This window comes from Mesorhizobium sp. M0991 (genome assembly GCF_040318915.1).
In the GTDB taxonomy this organism is placed as follows: Bacteria; Pseudomonadota; Alphaproteobacteria; order Rhizobiales; family Rhizobiaceae; genus Mesorhizobium.
Map to the genome: position 1 here is coordinate 119869 of NZ_JAMYNE010000004.1, position 15140 is coordinate 135008.

At 63.4% G+C, this 15140-nt stretch carries 15 protein-coding genes and 1 pseudogene; 4 read left to right on the forward strand and 12 right to left on the reverse strand.

Going from position 1 to position 15140, the window contains the following annotated elements; translation table 11 throughout:
- Window positions 1–41: 41 nt before the first annotated feature.
- From NKH70_RS08210 to NKH70_RS08220, 3 genes are all read right to left on the reverse strand, one after another.
- Complete coding sequence (locus tag NKH70_RS08210) at window positions 42–1502, reverse strand: amidase (RefSeq protein ID WP_352713806.1); 1461 nt, start codon at window positions 1500–1502, stop codon at window positions 42–44.
- Between the two features lie 6 nt (window positions 1503–1508).
- Window positions 1509–2417, reverse strand: a complete 909-nt coding sequence (locus tag NKH70_RS08215) for a ribokinase (RefSeq protein ID WP_353025076.1) — start codon at window positions 2415–2417, stop codon at window positions 1509–1511.
- 116 nt (window positions 2418–2533) lie between these two features.
- Window positions 2534–3427: a methylated-DNA--[protein]-cysteine S-methyltransferase gene (locus NKH70_RS08220; RefSeq protein WP_352713802.1), complete on the reverse strand. Its 894-nt coding sequence runs from the start codon at window positions 3425–3427 to the stop codon at window positions 2534–2536.
- 113 nt (window positions 3428–3540) lie between these two features.
- Here NKH70_RS08220 and NKH70_RS08225 point away from each other — a divergent pair, with 113 nt between their 5' ends.
- Window positions 3541–4356: a class I SAM-dependent methyltransferase gene (locus NKH70_RS08225; protein ID WP_352713800.1), complete on the forward strand. Its 816-nt coding sequence runs from the start codon at window positions 3541–3543 to the stop codon at window positions 4354–4356.
- A gap of 3 nt (window positions 4357–4359) precedes the next feature.
- On the opposite strand, the gene NKH70_RS08230 is transcribed toward NKH70_RS08225, so the two are convergent.
- Complete coding sequence (locus NKH70_RS08230) at window positions 4360–4854, reverse strand: DUF2244 domain-containing protein (RefSeq protein WP_352713797.1); 495 nt, start codon at window positions 4852–4854, stop codon at window positions 4360–4362.
- A gap of 22 nt (window positions 4855–4876) precedes the next feature.
- Between NKH70_RS08230 and nth the strand changes: the two genes are divergently transcribed.
- Window positions 4877–5698, forward strand: a complete 822-nt coding sequence (gene nth, locus NKH70_RS08235) for an endonuclease III (RefSeq protein ID WP_352713794.1) — start codon at window positions 4877–4879, stop codon at window positions 5696–5698.
- Window positions 5699–5732: 34 nt separating this feature from the next.
- Here nth and NKH70_RS08240 read toward each other — a convergent pair whose 3' ends face one another.
- The 3 genes and pseudogenes from NKH70_RS08240 to NKH70_RS08250 form a co-directional block, all read right to left on the reverse strand.
- Window positions 5733–7244 carry a tripartite tricarboxylate transporter permease gene (locus NKH70_RS08240; RefSeq protein WP_353025077.1) on the reverse strand — a complete coding sequence of 504 codons (1512 nt, stop codon included), beginning with the start codon at window positions 7242–7244 and terminating at the stop codon, window positions 5733–5735.
- 9 nt (window positions 7245–7253) lie between these two features.
- Complete coding sequence (locus tag NKH70_RS08245; RefSeq protein WP_353025078.1) at window positions 7254–7721, reverse strand: tripartite tricarboxylate transporter TctB family protein; 468 nt, start codon at window positions 7719–7721, stop codon at window positions 7254–7256.
- A 78-nt stretch (window positions 7722–7799) separates the two neighbouring features.
- Window positions 7800–7898 (reverse strand): annotated as a pseudogene (locus tag NKH70_RS08250) (tripartite tricarboxylate transporter substrate binding protein BugD); the annotation flags it as partial.
- 32 nt (window positions 7899–7930) lie between these two features.
- Here NKH70_RS08250 and NKH70_RS08255 point away from each other — a divergent pair.
- Both NKH70_RS08255 and NKH70_RS08260 read left to right on the forward strand, forming a co-directional pair.
- The gene (locus NKH70_RS08255) at window positions 7931–9070 is read left to right on the forward strand and encodes a CaiB/BaiF CoA transferase family protein (RefSeq protein WP_353025079.1); all 1140 of its coding nucleotides are present in this window, start codon (window positions 7931–7933) and stop codon (window positions 9068–9070) included.
- Window positions 9071–9088: 18 nt separating this feature from the next.
- Complete coding sequence (locus NKH70_RS08260) at window positions 9089–9940, forward strand: citryl-CoA lyase (protein ID WP_352713771.1); 852 nt, start codon at window positions 9089–9091, stop codon at window positions 9938–9940.
- Between the two features lie 79 nt (window positions 9941–10019).
- Here NKH70_RS08260 and NKH70_RS08265 read toward each other — a convergent pair whose 3' ends face one another.
- The 5 genes from NKH70_RS08265 to kdpC form a co-directional block, all read right to left on the reverse strand.
- Window positions 10020–10529, reverse strand: a complete 510-nt coding sequence (locus NKH70_RS08265; protein ID WP_352713768.1) for an NUDIX hydrolase — start codon at window positions 10527–10529, stop codon at window positions 10020–10022.
- A 130-nt stretch (window positions 10530–10659) separates the two neighbouring features.
- Window positions 10660–10965 carry a hypothetical protein gene (locus tag NKH70_RS08270; RefSeq protein WP_352713765.1) on the reverse strand — a complete coding sequence of 102 codons (306 nt, stop codon included), beginning with the start codon at window positions 10963–10965 and terminating at the stop codon, window positions 10660–10662.
- A gap of 121 nt (window positions 10966–11086) precedes the next feature.
- Window positions 11087–11779 carry a response regulator transcription factor gene (locus NKH70_RS08275; RefSeq protein ID WP_352713763.1) on the reverse strand — a complete coding sequence of 231 codons (693 nt, stop codon included), beginning with the start codon at window positions 11777–11779 and terminating at the stop codon, window positions 11087–11089.
- Window positions 11776–14517: a DUF4118 domain-containing protein gene (locus tag NKH70_RS08280; protein ID WP_352713760.1), complete on the reverse strand. Its 2742-nt coding sequence runs from the start codon at window positions 14515–14517 to the stop codon at window positions 11776–11778. The genes NKH70_RS08275 and NKH70_RS08280 overlap by 4 nt, the downstream gene beginning before the upstream one ends.
- A gap of 52 nt (window positions 14518–14569) precedes the next feature.
- Window positions 14570–15139 (reverse strand): potassium-transporting ATPase subunit KdpC, encoded by a 570-nt coding sequence (gene kdpC / locus NKH70_RS08285; RefSeq protein ID WP_352713758.1) that lies wholly within the window; start codon window positions 15137–15139, stop codon window positions 14570–14572.
- Window position 15140 lies beyond the last annotated feature (1 nt).

A 15140-nucleotide genomic window follows, 5' to 3' on the forward strand; every position in this document is an offset into this window, starting at 1 on the left:
TGCGTGCAAGTCGGCGAGGCGCCGACAATGCGGAGCTGATGTCAGCAGGCGCCGGCCTGCCACGGCAGTGTTGCCTCATAGGCGGCAGCCGCCATCAGCACCGAGAGGTCACCGCGCGGCCGCCCGATCAATTGCATGCCCATTGGCCTGCCCCTGGCGTCGAAGCCCACCGGCACGTTGACCGCCGGGCAGCCGCCCAGCGTGGCGAGCGCTGAGACCTGCATCCAGCGATGATAGCTGTCCATGGCACGCCCCGCCACTTCCCTTGGCCAGTGGGTGACGACATCGAAGGGAAAGACCTGTGCGGCTGGCAGCGCAATCAGGTCGAAACGCTCGAAGAGCGATAGCAGCATTCGATGCCAGGACGAGCGCCTCACCGTTGCGGCGTGGATCTGTGGCGCGGTGAGGCGCAGTGCATGTTCCACCTCCCACACGGCCTCCGGCTTCAGCAGACTGCGTTTCAAGGGATCGTCGTAATGCGCCTTGAGCGCACAACCGCTGCTCGCCTGGCGAAGCGTTACAAAGGCCTGCCACAGCGCTTCGAAGTCGAATTCCGGCATCAGCGGCTCGGCCTCGAAGGATACATCCGCGAATCGACCGAGTGCGGCCTCGCAAAGCTGTAGAATGCCTGCTTCAACCGGCAGGTGGCCGTCAAGATCGCCGAGCCAGGCGATGCGCCCGCCGGCCGCCGGTGCTTCCAGCCCTTCGAGGAACGAGCCTGGCCTATCATGCGACAGCGGCGCGCGAGGATGATAGCCGGCCTGAACGTCGAGCAGCAACGCCATGTCGCGCACGTTGCGTCCCATCGGCCCTTCGACGCCCATCTGCGCCTGAAACACATCAAGGTCAGGGCCAGCCGGCACCAATCCCTGCGATGGGCGGAAGCCATAGACATTGTTGTAGGCAGCGGGATTACGCAGCGAACCGCCAAAATCGCTGCCATCGGCAACGGGAACCATGTCGAGCGCCAGCGCGACGGCCGCGCCGCCGCTCGAGCCGCCGGCGGTCAGCGCCGGGTCGAACGCGTTGAGCGTCTGTCCGAACACGGTGTTGTAGGTGTTGGAGCCAAGTCCGAATTCGGGAACGTTGGTCTTGCCGATGATGATGGCGCCGGCTTTGCGGACGCGCTCGACGAAGAAGTCGTCTTCCTCAGGCACGAAATCGGCGAAGATCGGCGAGCCGAAGGTGGTTCTCAGGCCTTTTGTCAGCGCAAGGTCCTTAATCGCGATCGGCAGGCCGAACAGCGATCCGGTATCTCCTCCTCGCGCCAGATGGGTGTCAGCGCTGTCGGCCTCGTGCAGGATGTCGGCACGCTCACGCAATGAAACGATAGCGTTGACCAGCGGGTTCACCGCCTCGATCCTGTCGAGGAATACCGCGATCACTTCGCACACCGAAAGTTGCCGGCGCCTGATCTTCTCGGCAAGCTCCACGGCAGACAGGCGGCAGATGTCGCCGGGGGGCGGCACCGCATGCTTCGTGGTCGGGCGCACGGCTGTCATCCCGCTTTAGCCTGCAGATTTCTGCAAGGCGGCATCGACGTCCCTGGCCAGCGGGATGGCCGGCTGTGCACCGGCTTTCAGGCAGGCCAGCGAACCGGCTGCGGCAGCGCGGGCAAGCGCCTGGTCGAGCGGCAGGCCGGCTGCCAGCCCGGCAGCAAAATAGCCGCAGAACGTGTCCCCGGCGCCGACCGTGTCGAGCGGGGTGATCTGCAGCGCCGGAACCATCAGAAGATCGTCCGGCATTGCCGCCAGAACGCCGTCCGGGCCAAGCGTGACGACGATGGTGCGGCCGGTTCTCGCGGCATAGTCGCGCATCCGTGCCGGGCGGTCGCGGCCGCTCAATGACAGCGCCTCGCCATAGAGGTCGAACTCGGTTTCGTTGGCGACGAGATAGTCGGCCTTGCCGAGGAAGCCGGCCGCGTCACTATGGAAAGGTGCGGTGTTGAGCACGGTGATCGCGCCGGCCGTCCTTGCCGCGTCGAGTGCTGCCTCGACGGTCTGCAGCGGGATCTCCAGTTGCAGCAGCACGACGTCGCCGTTTTTCAGGAAAGCTTTGGAAAGGTCACCCGGCACGACCGAATCATTGGCGCCCGCCACAACGGCGATCACGTTCTCGCCGTCGGCGCCGACCATGATCAGCGCAGTACCGGTCGAGGCAAAGGTCTCGCCGACGCCGGACAGGTCGATCTTGCCGTCGCGCAGCAGCGCCAGAGCGTCGCTGGCGAAGCTGTCCTTGCCGACTGCGCCGACCATGCGCACCTTGGCGCCGGCGCGGGCGGCGGCCAGCGCCTGGTTGGCGCCTTTGCCGCCGGGGGCAGTGGCGAAACCGGAGCCGCGCACGGTCTCGCCGGGACCGGGCAAGCGGTCGACACTGGCGATGAGGTCGAGATTGATGGAGCCGATGACGACGATCAAGAAGTGCCTCCCGCTAGCGCATATCACTCTAATTGCGCGGGAAGCTACTCCGTAAGATCGCTGCTTGTCACCCTAGCGGTCCTTGCATCGCTCCTGTCGTTCCATTCGTTGGCTATTCAAGAAGAGACCTGTCCCGCCTCCCAGCCGAGGATGGCGCGTTTGCGCGTCAGGCCCCAATGGTAGCCGGTGAGCGCGCCGGACTTGCCGAGAGCCCGGTGGCACGGCACGACGAAGGACATCGGATTGGCACCGACCGCGGCACCGACAGCCCGGCTGGCGCTCGGTGCGCCGATGCGCGCGGCGATCGAGGAATAGGTGCAGGCCTGGCCCATCGGAATACGCAGCAAGGCCTCCCAGACACGGACCTGGAAGTCAGTGCCGATCATGACGACGCGCAGCGGCTGGTCGGCGCGCCACAGCGACGGATCGAAGATGCGCGCGGCATAGGGCGCCGTCGCCGCCATGTCCTCGACATAGGTCGCATTCGGCCAGCGGCTGGACATGTCGGCAAAGGCCGCACGCTCGCCGCCGGGGTCGTTGAAGGCGAGGCCGGCAAGGCCGCGGTCCGTCACCATGATCAGCGCGATGCCGAAAGGCGAGATATGATAGCCGTAGCGGATGGTGAGCCCGGCGCCGCGGGTCTTGTAGTCGCCCGGCGACATCGCTTCGTGGGTGACGAACAGATCGTGCAGCCGGCCTGGGCCGGACATGCCGAGTTCGAACGAGGTTTCAAGCAGCGGCATGCCGGCATCGAGCAGTTTGCGCGCATGATCGAGGGTGACGGCCTGCAGAAAAGCCTTGGGCGACAGGCCGGCCCAGCGGGTGAACAGCTTCTGCAGCCCGGTCGGCGTATCGCCGACCTCCTCGGCCAGCACTTCCAACGAAGGCTGGTCGCGATAGTCGAGGCTGATCTTTTCGATGGCACGACGGACGATTTCGTAGTCGCCGCCTTCAGGCGTGATGTCTTTCTGAAGGATTGCTGTCGTTTTGAGAGGCATTTGGGCGTTCATGGCAGTATCTCCTTGAGTGCGAATATCGTCTTTCGCGGCGCCGATCACCACCCGAAACTTGCTTTCCCGCGGCATGTACCCAGATAGAGCTGGCTTTGAATGGGAGGACAATCATGGCCGGCGAGAAGGTGCAGCTGACCAAGGAAAAAGAAACGCTGCTGATCACCGTTTATGGCAAGGCGCTGGAAAGCCGGCTTCCCAACTCGCTGCTGAAAGACCGCTTCGCGGACGAGGCGGTTCGCCGCATCGACTACGACTTCTCGCGGCTCAAGGTCGACAACAATCTCGGCGTCGGTCTGGCGATCCGGGCCAAGACGCTGGACGACTGGGTTTCGGTTTTTCTGGCGAACAACCCGAACGCCATTGTCCTGCATCTCGGCTGCGGGCTGGACACGCGAATATTCCGCATCGATCCGCCGCCCGGCGTGGACTGGTTCGACGTCGATTATGCCGAAGTCATCGAGCTCAGGCGCAAGCTCTATCCGATGCGCGAGCATTATCACCTGATCGGATCATCCGTCACCGAGCCTGGCTGGCTGGACGAAGTGCCCGGCGATCGCCCGGCGATGGTCGTGGCGGAGGGCCTGACACCCTACCTTGCCGCTGACGAGGGCCCAAGGCTGGTTTCGCGGCTTGTGTCGCATCTGGCCAGCGGCGAACTTGTCTGCGATGCCTACAGCGACCTGGGTCTAAAGCTCGTGCGCCTCAACCCGTCGTGCCGCGCCACTGGCGCCGAACTCCACTGGGCCATCAACGATCCGCGCGACTTGGAACGGTCAGTGCCCGGCCTGCGGTTGGTCGAGGAAACCATGGCTTACAAACCCGAACATGCCGCCCGTGTGAGCTGGTTCGCCGGACTGGTCTTTCGCCTCTGGAGCCACATTCCGGCTCTTCGGAGGGTCGGCAGGCTATTGAGATTTCGGTTCTGATCGTCAGCGCGCCTTGGCGGTCGCCAGAGCGCGCGAAAATGCGGCGGCAAAACTCTCGCGGTCGTCGGGGTTGAGAAAGCCGCCGATCGAGACGGTTTTTCCTTGCGCCTCGACCGCCATTCTGGTGATGCCGATCTCGGCGTGGCGGGCGATCGAAAAGCGTGCCCAGAATGGATTGAAGCGATGTGCTTCCGATTTGCCTGACGGGGCAGTCTTGCGGATGTCGAGGCTGGTGCGCGACACCGACACCTCCTCGCGAGCCCGGGCGGCACGATAATTGGCGCGGAAGGCGATATAGACGGCAATAACGTCGAGGCCGAAGAAGCCGAACACCGGCCAGGCGCCGCGCGACAGAAAAAACGCTCCGGTCACCAGCCACCCGAACAGCAGGGCGCCCATCAGGATGGCAAAGCCGGTTTTACCCAGCGACCGGTGCGGTGTCAGCAGCGCCTGGAAGAATGGCTCGTCGGCCTGAAATGAGGCGTTTGTGTCGCTCATTGCAGAATATTATAGGAAGGCAATGACAAGCCCCAAGCCCAAAAACTCTTCGGCGCTAAAAAAAGACCTGTTGCCCGGCCGCCGCGACGGCTCGAACGTCAAGCCGCGTCCGCGGCCGGCAAGATCCCGGGCGCTTTACAGCCTCGCCGAGGTGCATGAGATTTTCCGGCGCTTTTCCGTTCAGCGGCCGGAGCCGAAAGGCGAGCTCGAACATATCAACGCCTTCACGCTGTTGGTGGCGGTGGTGCTTTCGGCGCAAGCGACGGATGCCGGCGTCAACAAGGCGACGCGGGCGCTGTTCAAAATCGCCGACACGCCGCAGAAAATGCTGGCGCTGGGCGAGACCAGGCTCGGCGACCATATCCGCACCATCGGGCTGTGGCGCAACAAGGCCAAGAACGTCATCGCGCTGTCCGAGGCGCTGATCCGTGACCATGGCGGCGAGGTGCCTGAGGATCGCGATCAACTGGTCGAGCTGCCGGGTGTCGGCCGCAAGACCGCCAATGTCGTGCTGAACGTAGCCTTCGGGCAGCATACGATGGCGGTCGACACGCACATCTTCCGCATCGGAAACAGGCTCGGGCTGGCGCCGGGCAAGACGCCGGAACAGGTGGAGCACGGGTTCCTGAAGATCATTCCGGACGAATATATGCGGCATGCCCATCATTGGCTGATCCTGCACGGCCGCTATGTCTGCAAGGCGCGCAAGCCGGATTGCCCAGCCTGCGTCATCGCCGATATCTGCAAGGCCAAGGAAAAGACGACCAGCGTGCCTGCACCGCTGGTCGAGATCGCGCCGCTCGGGTCAGTAGAAGCGGCTGCTGAATCAGTGCCCGCCAAGTGACTCTGAAGTTCCTCCTATGTGGCGCCGTCCACGTTCAGGAACTCTCTTCGACGAACACCTCCTCGCGCTTCTTCCTGACCGCGGGGAGAAACACGATGACGAGCACCGCAAGCGCGATGAGGAGCAGGCTGGCGCTGATCGGCCGCGTCACGAAGGTGCTCGGATCGCCGCGCGAGAGAATCATGGCGCGGCGCAGGTTTTCCTCGAGCAGCGGGCCGAGCACGAAGCCGAGCAGCAGCGGCGCAGGTTCGCAGCGCAGCTTGGTCAGGAGGTAGCCAAGCAAGCCGAAGAAGGCGACGGCATAGAGGTCGTAGACGTTGGTGTTGACGCTGTAAACGCCGATCGAGCAGAACGCCATGATGATCGGGAAGAGCACATAGTAGGGGATCGTAAGAAGTTTCACCCAAAGCCCGATCAGCGGCAGGTTCAAGACAGTCAACATCAGATTGCCGATCCACATCGAGGTGATGATACCCCAAAACAGCGCAGGCTGTTCGATGGCGACATTGGGGCCGGGCACGATGCCCTGGATGATCATCGCGCCGATCATCAGCGCCATTACCGGGTTGGCCGGAATGCCGAGCGTCAGCATCGGGATGAAGGAGGTCTGCGCGCCGGCATTGTTGGCCGATTCCGGCCCGGCGACCCCTTCGATGGCGCCCTTGCCGAATTCGCCCGGATTGTTCGAGACACGTTTTTCGACGGTGTATGAGGCAAAGGCGGCAAGGATCGCGCCGCCTCCCGGCAGGATGCCGAGCGCCGAACCGATGATCGTTCCGCGCACGATTGGAGCCGCCATGCGCCGAAAATCGTCGCGGGTCGGCATAAGGCCGGAGATCTTTCGAATCAGCACGGAACGCTCATGCTCGTTTTCGAGGTTGCGCAGTATCTCGGCGACGCCGAAGACGCCGACCGCCACTGCGACGAAATTCAGCCCGTCGGCATATTCGCGGATGCCGAGCGTGAAGCGGGGCGTACCGGTGTAAATATCCGTGCCGACAAGTCCCAGCAGCAGGCCGAGCACGACCATGGCCAGCGCCTTGACGATCGAGCCGTGGGCGAGCGCGACGGACGAGACCAGGCCGACGATCATCAGCGAAAAATATTCGGCCGCGCCGAATCTCAGTGCTATCGCCGTCAGCGGTGGGGCAAAGATGGCGACGAGGAAGGTCGACACCGTGCCGGCAAAGAACGAGCCTATCGCCGCGGTCGCCAGAGCTGCTCCGGCGCGGCCGTTCCTGGCCATCTGGTAGCCGTCGATTGCGGTGACGGCCGACGAGGATTCGCCGGGCATGTTGATGAGAATGGCGGTGGTCGAGCCGCCATACTGCGCGCCGTAATAGATGCCGGCGAGCATGATGAGAGAGGAAACCGGGTCGCCGATCTGGAAGGTGATCGGCAACAGCATGGCGATGGTAGCGGTGGCGCCGATGCCGGGCAGGACGCCAATCAGCGTGCCGAGAAGGACGCCGATCAGGCAGAAACCGAGGTTTGCCAAAGATGTGGCTGTCGAAAAGCCGAGTGCGAGGTTGTTGAGGAGTTCCATTTCATCTCCTCACAACGATAGTGGCAGCCATGGGCCGAAACGCCGGAACGGCAGGCCGAGTGCGTAGTTGAAGACGACGAATGCGAACAGCGTCAGGCCGGCTGACAGGACGAGTGCAGTCAGTGGCTTCATACGGCCGCTACCGAACGATGCGATCAGCGCCGTCAGGAAGATCGACGGGATGAAGCCGAGGCCGCGCACCGTCAGGCCGAAGAAGATCGGAGCAGGCAGGATGAACAACATGCCGCGCCACGCAATGTAACCGATCGGCTCGCTCTCGAAACGCACCGCTTGGACGAGGATAGCAGCGCCAAGCAGGATCAGCACGATCGCCAGCACCAGCGGGAAATAGCCCGGCCCCATGCGAAAGGCGGTGCCGATTTCGAGGCCCAGTGACTGCAGCGCGAAAAAGGCGCCAATAAAGATCAACAGCGCGGCGCATATGCCGTTGGTTCTGTCGATTGCGAAAGGTTTCATGGCGTCCTCCCGGCCCGCCTCAGGGGCGTGCCGATGCCGGTGTAAAAACGGGGCGCTGGCGGCGCCCCGTTAAAATCTTTAGTCGGCGTACTGGCCGGCCGCTTCGATGATCGGCTTCCAGCGCACGATCTCACTTTCCAGCTTGGCCTTGAGCGCGGCCGGCGTGGCATCGGCCTCGGGCCGGCATCCGCATCCTTGACCTGACCAATGTGCTGGCCGGCCCCTATTGCGCCTACCAGCTGGCGTTGCTCGGGGCCGACGTCATCAAGGTCGAGACGCCGCAAGGCGGTGATCTGGCGCGCCAGCTCGGCGCCTCTCCGGAGCTCAACCGGGCGGGCATGGGCGCTTCGTTCCTGGCGCAGAATGCCGGCAAACGCTCGGTGGCGCTCGATCTCAAGCAGGAGGCCGACCGCGAACGCTTTCTCGATCTGGTCGCTTCGGCCGACGCGCTGGTCGAGAATTTCCGCCCCGGCGTAATGGACCGGCTGGGGCTTGGCCATGCCAGGCTGAAAGAGGTCCGGCCAAGCCTTGTCTATTGTGCGATATCGGGCTTCGGCCAGACCGGGCCGATGCGCGACAATCCAGCCTACGACCAAATCATCCAGGGTCTTTCCGGCATTATGAGCATCACCGGTACACCGGAAACGGCGCCGCTGCGTGTCGGCTATCCCGTCGCCGATACGCTTGGCGGGCTGGTCGGGGCATTCGCCATTACCGCCGCATTGGTCAAGCAGAAGACGACAGGCGAGGGCGCGTTCCTCGACGTCTCGATGCTCGAATGCACGCTTTCTGCGCTCGGCTGGCCGGTGTCGAACTATCTAACGGCGGAAGTCGAGCCGCAGCCGATGGGCAATGAAAACATGACGGCCGCACCGTCTGGCGCGTTTCGCACCGGCGACGGCTTGCTCAACATCGCCGCCAACAAGCAGGAGCAGTTCGTCACACTGTGCCGGTTGATCGGTCGACCGGAGCTGGCGTCGGATGTCCGCTTTGCCGAGCGAGAAACGCGCAAGCAGAACCGCATTGCATTGAAAGCGCTGATCGAGGATGCCTTGGCGAGCGGCTCGGCCGCCGCCTGGGAGGAGACGTTCAATCGCGCCGGCCTGCCGGCAGGCCGGGTACTGACAATCCCGCAGGTCCTGCAAGAGCGACAGGTGATCGAGCGCGGCATGACGGCGCGCTTCCCGGCTGTGTCCGGCATGGACAGGCCGCTGACCGTGGTGCGCGGCGGCTTCATGGTCGATGGCGAGGCACCTTTGCCGAGCAGGCCGCCGCCGGGGCTGGGCGAGCATATGGACGAGGTTTTTGCCAACCTGCCGCCACGCGCCAAGAAAAGAGCGAAGGCATGAGCGGCACGGAAAGAAGACATGAGCGACACGGAAAACAAGACTGGCCGCGCGCGCGGCGAGGAATGGTGGCAGACCGGCATCATCGAGATGCGGCCCGGCGTCATCCGGCTGCGCGGCTATGAAATCCAGAATCTGATCGGCCGCGTCAGCTTTCCGGCAATGATCTGGCTGATGCTGCGCGGCGAACTGCCAAGCGAGGAGCAGGCGGCGCTGCTTGGCATCGCGCTGGGTGCCGCCGTCGACCACGGGCCGCAGGCGCCGTCCATCGCCATCGCCCGCATGGCGATCACGTGCGGTGTCGGCATCAACAGCGCCATGGCGTCGGCCGTCAACGTGCTTGGCGACGTGCATGGAGGCGCCGGCGAACAGGCGCTCTCCTTCTACGGAGACATCGCCGCCGAACTGGACGCCGGCGTGCCGCTCGCGGACGCGGTGTCGGCGCGGGTTGATCGTGTCCTTGCTGGGGAAGACGGCTATGTGCCGGGGCTGGGCCACCGCTTCCACCCGGTCGACCCGCGGGCGCCGCGCCTCATCGAACTGACCCGCGACTTTGCCGCGCGCGGCGTCGTCAGCGGGCGCTTCGCCGACATCGCCGAGATGGTCGAGGCGGAAGTTGCGCGGCGCAAGGGCAAAAAAATCCCGCTCAATATAGACGGTGCGACGGCCATCATCTACGGCGAGCTCGGCTTCCCGCCGCCGCTGACGCGCGGCCTTTTCGTGCTGTCGCGCTCGGTCGGCATCCTCGCACATGCGTGGGAACAGTCGCAGGAAAGCGACCGCAACAAAGGGCCACTGCCGCGCGAATGGCTGTGGGCCTATACCGGCACGCCGGCGCGGCCTCTGCCCGAGGAAGACGATGGCAGTCAGTGAGGCATCGGTTCAAGAGACGGCGGCGGGCGCTGGAACCAATTCCATCCCGACACACACAGTCGGGGCAGGCCCCCATCTTTTATCGAGTGTGATCTTTTCCGAACGCCGGATTCTGCTTTTTGGGATTGTGCTCCAGTTCGGCAATCCTGATGTTCCTCACTAGCGTCGAAAGATCCGGCTCGTCGATCAGCAACGCCGCGTCGGTCGGCGTCAGCCATGCCCGCTGCCGTCTCTCGGCTTCTTGCCAATTGGCAAGTTCCTCGGTTACTTCCAGCAAATAGACGACGACGTCGACGCGAACGAACCGGTTCGCCAGCCGCTTCCAGTAGTGATAGGTACCGGCCGGCTGTTTCAGTGTCTTGCCGAGAACACCGGCTTCTTCCTGTGCTTCGATGGTGGCTGCCTTGCGGCCGCTCTTGCCCTTCATCGGCCAGCCCTTCGGTACGATGAAGCGCCTCGTCGTTCGCGATGTGACCAGCATCACCTCGACATCGCCATGCTCGTTCAGCCGAAAGGGAATCGCCGCGACCTGGCGAACCCCGTCGCCCTTCCTTGCCTTGCGTACGACCTTCTTCTTGCTGGCTGCCATTCGATAATCCAGTCGAAGCGGTGCCCAGACGGCAAGGGCAGCGTTGCAAAGTCGGCCGCCCTCAATGGGGCGCAAGCGGAGCGGTTTCCCCAGTATATAAGTCGGCTAAATAAATGAAAGGGGCCGGTCGTCAGCGGCAGGTGCTGACAAAGCCGCTCCCCGACGGCAGCAACTGGCAAGTTGGCCTCATCTGCGGTACCTCCTGCCGTTGCGGTATTGGGATTTGGCGATCCTGGGCACGGTACTGCTGTTGCTGCTGCTGGTATTGCTGCCGCCGCAGCCTGTTCTCCAACATCTGCAACTGGTCTTGCTGGATCAACACGTTGCGATCGGCGGGGCTGACGACCTGTGCCGATGCAGCAGGATTTACGCCCCACAGCATCGCCGCAGTCAGCATTGCCGACCCAAAAAACTGCAGTAGGAGAAGCCGTGGCATCCGTTCATTCCCGCACAAATCCGTTCTTGCCTCAATATAGGGCTTTTGTCGGACGACGCCATGGCCGCCGCTGATTTGAAGCGGATTGGAAGAGGCATTTCGGCTTCGGACGCCCGTCGCGTCAATCGACTTCGCGCAGCCGGTATCCGACGCCGGTCTCGGTGGTGATATAGCGGGGCTGGTCGGGCGTTTTTTCGATCTTTTGCCTGATCTGCCGGACGTAGACTCTGAGATATTGAACGTCGGTGGAATCGCCCCAGACCTGCTTCAGCAGGAACTGGTGGGTGAGAACCTTGCCGGCGTGCTGCACCAAGGTGCGAAGAATGTCGTATTCCTTCGGCGAGAGCTTTATCTCCCTGTCCTCGACCTTGACGATGCGCTTCACCAGATCGACGGAGAGGTCGCCGGTTTCGAACACCGGTCTCTCACCCTGCTTCTGGAACTTGTGGCGAAGCGCTACGCGGATGCGTGCGACAAGCTCGTTCATACCGAACGGCTTGGTGATATAATCGTCGGCGCCGAGTTCGAGGGCCGAGACGATGCCGGCCTCGTCGGTGCGGCTGGAGAGGATGACCACGGGAATATCGAGGCCGTCGTCGCGCCATTTGCGCAGCAAATCATGACCGCTCATGCCGGGCAGTCCGAGATCGAGCAGGATCAGGTCCGGTTTTTCCGCCTCCATGAGTTCGATCGCCACGTTGGCGTTCGGCGCCTCGCTGATGGCATAGCCCTGGCTGCCGAGCCCGACGCGAAGCAGTTTTCGGATCGGCGGTTCGTCGTCGACCACCAATATCCTGACGTCCAGGCTCGTCATGCCACATCGTCCATATTCTGATGGCCTGCATCGGGTTCGCCGAGGTTGGGCAGCTCTGCCGGCACCACCTGCATCCTGATGGTGAAAACCGCACCCGAGCGGTCGGTTCTGTTTGCCGCCGAGAGAGTCCCGCCCATCGCTTCGATGAAGCCACGGCAAATCGACAATCCGAGCCCGGTGCCGGCACGCACCTGGTCACCCTTGCGCACACGGTAGAAAGTGTCGAACACGCGCTCTAGATCCGCCGGCGGAATGCCTGGTCCCTCATCCATGATCTGCAGGATGACGAAGCCATGGTCGGCCCAGGCTTGCAGGCGGATCGTCGAACCTGGCGGCGCGTATTTTGCAGCGTTGTCGAGGAGGTTGAACAGCACCTGTTCGAACAGAACGGGGTCGAGCCGCAACATCGGCAGATCCGATGGGATATCGATCTCAGTCTTGTGCTCGCCGACGATTTTGCGGGCCCGATGCAGGGCTGAGCCGACAATGTCGCCGACATAGTGGAACGCATAATTCGGCTCCATCGTGCCGGATTCTATCTTGGTCATGTCGAGCAGATTGGCGATGAAGCGGTTCAGCCTTTCCGATTCATCAAGCACGGTCGACAGCAGTTCCGCCCGGTCCTGCTCGGGAAGTGCGGCCTCGAATTCCCTGAGTGTTCCGGCCGCGCCCATGATGGCGGCAAGCGGCGTCTTCAAATCGTGGGAAATGGAGGTGAGCAAGGCCGAGCGCAGACGGTCTGCCTCGGCCGCAAGCTTGGCCCGGTCAACATCGGCGACGAGCTGGATACGCTCGATGGCGACCGCCGCCTGGTCGGCGAGCGCATCGAGCAGACGCTGTTGCTCGGGGGTTAGCAGCGGACCTTGCTTGTCGTTGTCGAGGCCGACAACGCCCACCGCCGTGCGTCCGGTCCGCAGGGGCAGATAGAGGCGTTTTGCTCCGGGCAGGGTGTCGGCGCCGCGCCCGGCGGCGCGGTTATGCTCCCACGCCCAGCGGGCTGCTGCGATGTCGGCCTCGGCCAGCGTGTCGTCGGGTGGGTAGCCGGCTTTGACCGCGATTGTGCCGTCCTCCGGCAAAAGCAGCACCACGCGCAGCTTCAGCATCAAGGCGATCTGGAAGGCAGTGGCCCATAGCACGTCGTCCAGGGTACCGGCGCCGGCGAGCTTCTTTGAAAACTGATAGATGTCTTCCGTGGCGCGCGCCCGTGAGCTGGCGGCGATCGCCTGACGCTGCACCCGCGCCGTCAGATTGCTGGCGATAACGGCGACAACAAGGAACACGGCAAGCGCAACGATGCTCTCCGGATCCCTGATCGTCAGTGTGTAGCGCGGCTCTAGGAAAAAGTAGTTGAATGCAAGGGCGCTGACGACACAGGCGTACAACGCTGTCCAGAGCCCGCCCGTTACAGCCGATGTGAGCACCGCCAGCAAAAAGACAATGGCCAGATTGCGAACGTCGAGAAACTGGTCGAGAACAGTGCTGAAGGCGAGGGAGCCCATGACATAGGCTGTGGCTAGCAGGTGGGGCCTAACCTGAAACTGCTTCTGCTCGGTTGCCGCGCTGACATTTTTCGAGGGTGCGTCGGTGCCCTGGTCGGTTCCCGAAATTACATGGACGCTGATGTTGCCGGCGTCGCGGATGAGATCATAGGTGAGCGAGCCTTCGATCAATTCGCGCCAGCGCGATCGGGTCGGCCTGCCGATCACGATATGGGTGAAGTTGTTCGCCGTCGCGTGGCGAACGATGTCTTGCGCGACATTCTGACCCGGAATGGTCGTCGCCTCGGCACCGAGCTGCTCGGCAAGGCGCAGCTGCGTCGCCAGCCGATCCTTGTCCTCCTCGGGCATGGCGGCTGAGCGAGGGGTGTCCACATGAAGCGCCGTCCAGGGGGCGCGGAGCCGGTCGGCCAGCCTGCGTGCATAGCGGATGCGAGCCGCTCCGCCCGGACGTGCGTCGACGCAGACGAGAACCCTTTCTCCGGCCGCCCACGGTCCCGGGATCGCGTGGGCCTGCATATGGTTGAGCAACTGCTCGTCGACACGCTGGGCGGTGCGGCGGAGCGCCAACTCCCTGAGGGCCGTCAGATTGCCCGGCGAGAAGTAGTTCTCGATGGCGCGCTGGGCGGTGTTGGGGAAGTAGACCTTGCCTTCCTCCAGCCGCTTGATCAGGTCGTCGGGGGTGAGGTCGATGATCTCGATGTCGTCGGCCTGGTCGATGATCGAGTCTGGAACCGTCTCGCGCACCCTGACGCGCGTGATCTGCGCCACGACGTCGTTCAGGCTTTCGACGTGCTGGATGTTCAGTGTCGTGTAGACATCGATGCCGTGCGTCAGGATTTCCTGGACGTCGAGATAGCGCTTGGGGTGACGGCTGCCGGCGACGTTGGTGTGGGCGAGTTCGTCGACCAGAACCAGCGCCGGGTGCCGGGCGAGGATGGCGTCGAGATCCATCTCCTCGAGGATCCGCCCCTTATAATCGATCTCAAGGCGAGGAATGACCTCGTAGCCTTCGACCAGCGTCTGGGTTTCCTTGCGGCCGTGCGTCTCGACGATGCCGATCACCACGTCGACCCCGTCGGCCAGCCTGGCGCGGCCCGACATCAACATCTCGTAGGTCTTGCCGACACCGGGGGCGGCGCCGAGAAATATCCTCAGGCGACCGCGCTCCTCCCGCTCGGCATGCGCGAGCAGCGCGTCGGGAGACGGCCTGGTTTCGGCGGTGCGGCTGTCGTCTGGCATAAGGGTCAATCATGAACGGCGCCGGCTTCGGTGTCGATCCCGGCGCCGCCTTTCATTGTTTCATCGCATCGTCCAGCGTAAGGTTGAGGGCCAGCACATTGACCACCGGCTCGCCGATGAAACCCAACTCGCGATCCTCGACTTGGCTGTCGACAACCGATTTGATCCTGGATTCATCGACGCCCCTGGCCTTGGCCACCCTGGCAACCTGAAAATAGGCCGCATCGGGGCTGATATGCGGATCGAGCCCGCTGCCGGACGTGGTGACCAGATCCATCGGCACCGGCTGGTTCGGGTTTTCTGCTCTCAACTTTTCGGCGTCGCTCTTGATACGGTCGATGAGCTTCGGGTTGGTTGGGCCGAGATTCGAGCCGCCCGAGGCGGCGGCATTGTAGCCGTCGCCGGCAGCCGACGGACGGCCATGGAAATAGCGGTCGCTGGTGAAGGCCTGGCCGATCAGCTCGGAACCGACGAGCTTGCCGTCCTTCTCGATCAGGCTGCCATTGGCCTGGCGCGAAAACAGCGCCTGGGCAATGCCGGTCATGCCGATCGGATAGACCAAACCCGTCAGAACGGTGAAGAAGACGATCATGACGATCGCGGGCCTGATTTGATTGAGCATC